Here is a 2,673-nt window from a genome sequence, read left to right on the forward strand (position 1 = left end):
CGCGGCCGCCACCACGACCGCGACCGCCCCCGGCAGCCGCCCGGACAGCGCCCTCGGCCCGGTCCGCCGCGGCCCGGCGGGCAGGCGGCGGATATGTTCCCTGTGACGGCGCACCTGGCTGCCTCCGATTCGTCACCACGCCGGGGCGCGGGCATGAGAGCACGAAAATCTTTGCCAGTTTTTCACCGTTTTGTCCGATTTGCGACCCCGACTCGCCCGAACGTGCCGATCGGATGCGCCCCTAGGATCGGCACATGACTTGGTTGATCACCGGCGGTGCCGGATACATCGGCGGACACGTCGTCCGACAGCTGCTCGACGCCGGGGAGCGCGTCGCCGTCCTGGACGACCTCAGCACCGGCGACGCCTCCAGGCTGCCGGCCGGCGTCCCCCTGATCGAGGGCTCCACCCTGGACCGCGCCGTCCTGGACGCCGCGATCCGCGAGCACGGCGTCGAGGGCATCCTGCACTTCGCCGCCAAGAAGCAGGTCGGCGAGTCCGTCGAGCAGCCGTTCCTGTACTACCGCGAGAACATGATCGGCCTGCAGACCGTTCTGGAGGCCGCCGCCGAGGGCGGGGTGAAGCGCTTCCTCTTCTCCTCCTCCGCCGCGGTCTACGGCATGCCCGACGTCGACCTGGTCACCGAGTCCACGCCCTGCGCCCCGATGAGCCCGTACGGCGAGACCAAGCTGGCCGGCGAGTGGCTGGTCGCCGCGGCCGGCAAGGCGCACGGCATGTCCACCGTGGCCCTGCGCTACTTCAACGTGGCCGGCGCCGCCTCCCCCGAGCTCTCCGACGCCGGGGTGTTCAACCTGATCCCGATGGTCTTCGAGCGGCTCACCGCCGGCCAGGCGCCGCGGATCTTCGGCGACGACTACCCGACCCCGGACGGCACCTGCGTCCGCGACTTCATCCACGTCTCCGACATCGCCTCGGCGCACGTGGCGGCCGCCAAGCGGCTGGCCGCCGACCCGGCCGGCGCGACCTCCCTGGTGCTGAACATCGGCCGCGGCGAGGGCGTCAGCGTCAAGGAGATGCTGGAGGTGATCGGCAAGGTCACCGGCTACGACACCACCGCCGAGGTGACCCCGCGCCGCCCCGGCGACCCGGCCCGGGTCGTGGCCTCCGCCGACCTGATCCACCGCGAGCTGGACTGGACCGCCCGCCACGACGTGACCGAGATGGTCTCCTCCGCCTGGGACGGCTGGTGCAGCCGCCACCCCGGGGCCCGCAGGGCCTGACCGGACGGCGCCGGTACGGCGGTGTCCGCCCCGCGGCTCAGCGGGCGGGCACCGCCGTACCGTAGAAGGCGTCCAGCGCGTACACGCAGCGGTCCTTGGAGCCGACGAAGACCCGGCCGCCGACCGCCACCGGCGAGCCGGTGAGTTCGCCCTTGGTGCCGAGCTCCCAGCGCAGCTGACCGCTCGCCAGGTCCAGGGTGTGCAGCGAGTGGTCCCGGCTGCCCAGGTGCACCAGGCCGTCGGCCACCGCCGGGGAGCCGACGATCTCGCCACGGGCGGTGTAGCGCCAGCGCTCCCGGCCGGTGGCCGCCTCGAAGGCGTACAGCACCTCGCCGTTGCCGACCAGCACCATGCCGTCCGAGACCACCACCGGGTCGGCGCCCTGGCGGCGGCCGGTGACCCCGCGCCAGCGGTCCAGGCCGGTGGCCGCGTCCAGCGCGTGGACCGTGCCCAGGTAGTCGGCCACGTAGACGGCGTCGGCGTCCAGGGCGGGCGGGGTGAACAGCACCACCGGGGCCTCGAAGCGCCAGCGCTCGGCCCCGCTGGCCGCGTCCAGCGCGTACACCCGGGTGCCGGCCGACACGTACAGCACACCGCCGCGCTCGACCGGGTGCGACGGCACGTCCTCGCCGACCGGGAAGGACCAGCGCAGGCCCGCGCCGCGCGGGTCGACGCAGCGCAGCCGCCCGCCGCCGTAGTAGTAGGCGGCGCCGCCCACCAGGACCGGGCCGGACTGCGGGTTCTCGTAGTCCTGCTGGGCGTCGTCGGCGCGCCACAGCTCGGCGCCGTTGGCGGCCGAGCGGAGCTGGATGCCGCCGCCCCTGATCCCGCAGCAGAGCACGCCGTCGGCGGCGGAGAGCGAGTAGACCCAGCCGTCCAGCGAGGTGCGCCAGCGCTCGGTGCCGTCCGCCGCGTCCACGGTGTACAGGTGCGGGCCGTCCGCGGCGTGCACCCGGCCGGCGTCCACCGCGAGCGCCCAGGCGACGTCCCGGGTCTTGTAGCGGCGCTCGCCGGAGGCGATGTCCAGCGCGTGCACCTCGAAGCTGGAGACGAAGAGCGTGCCGTCGGCGACCACCGGGGTGCCCCAGACGTCGTTGGACATCCGGAACCGCCAGGGGCGCCAGCGGGCGACCGGCGGGGGCGGCGGGGTGGGGGCCCGGCGGACCCAGTCGGTCGTGGCCGGGGCGGTGTTCGGGCCGGGCTGCTCGTGCTCGGCCCGCGGTCCCGGGCCTATCCGCACCGAGGCGCCGGACAGCTGCACCTCGACGGCACCGCCGGACGGCGCCCGGTGCTTGTTCGGCGAGGCGATCTTCGCGGTCGGGATCTCGGCGTCCGAGCCCTGGCCCGGCTGCGGCAGGCTGTGCACCGGCCCGGCCGGCGGCTGCGCGTGCCGCCCCGCGTTGGTGCGCGGGTCGGCCGTCCCCAGGTGCTG

At 74.8% G+C, this 2,673-nt stretch carries 2 protein-coding genes; one reads left to right on the forward strand and one right to left on the reverse strand.

Going from position 1 to position 2,673, the window contains the following annotated elements; genetic code table 11:
- Positions 1–254 precede the first annotated feature (254 nt).
- Positions 255–1,241 (forward strand): UDP-glucose 4-epimerase GalE, encoded by a 987-nt coding sequence (gene galE / locus KS423_RS43050; protein WP_224285142.1) that lies wholly within the window; start codon positions 255–257, stop codon positions 1,239–1,241.
- A gap of 37 nt (positions 1,242–1,278) precedes the next feature.
- On the opposite strand, the gene KS423_RS43055 is transcribed toward galE, so the two are convergent.
- Positions 1,279–2,673: PQQ-binding-like beta-propeller repeat protein (locus KS423_RS43055; RefSeq protein WP_224285143.1), on the reverse strand; the 1,395-nt coding region annotated here is incomplete at its 5' end.

The organism is Streptomyces sp. LS1784 (assembly GCF_020103755.1).
GTDB lineage: Bacteria > Actinomycetota > Actinomycetes > Streptomycetales > Streptomycetaceae > Kitasatospora.

Bases quoted from the DNA above. Each gene is read 5' to 3' on its own strand.
- galE (WP_224285142.1), top strand. From the start codon at position 255: ATGACTTGGTTGATCACCGGCGGTGCCGGATACATCGGCGGACACGTC.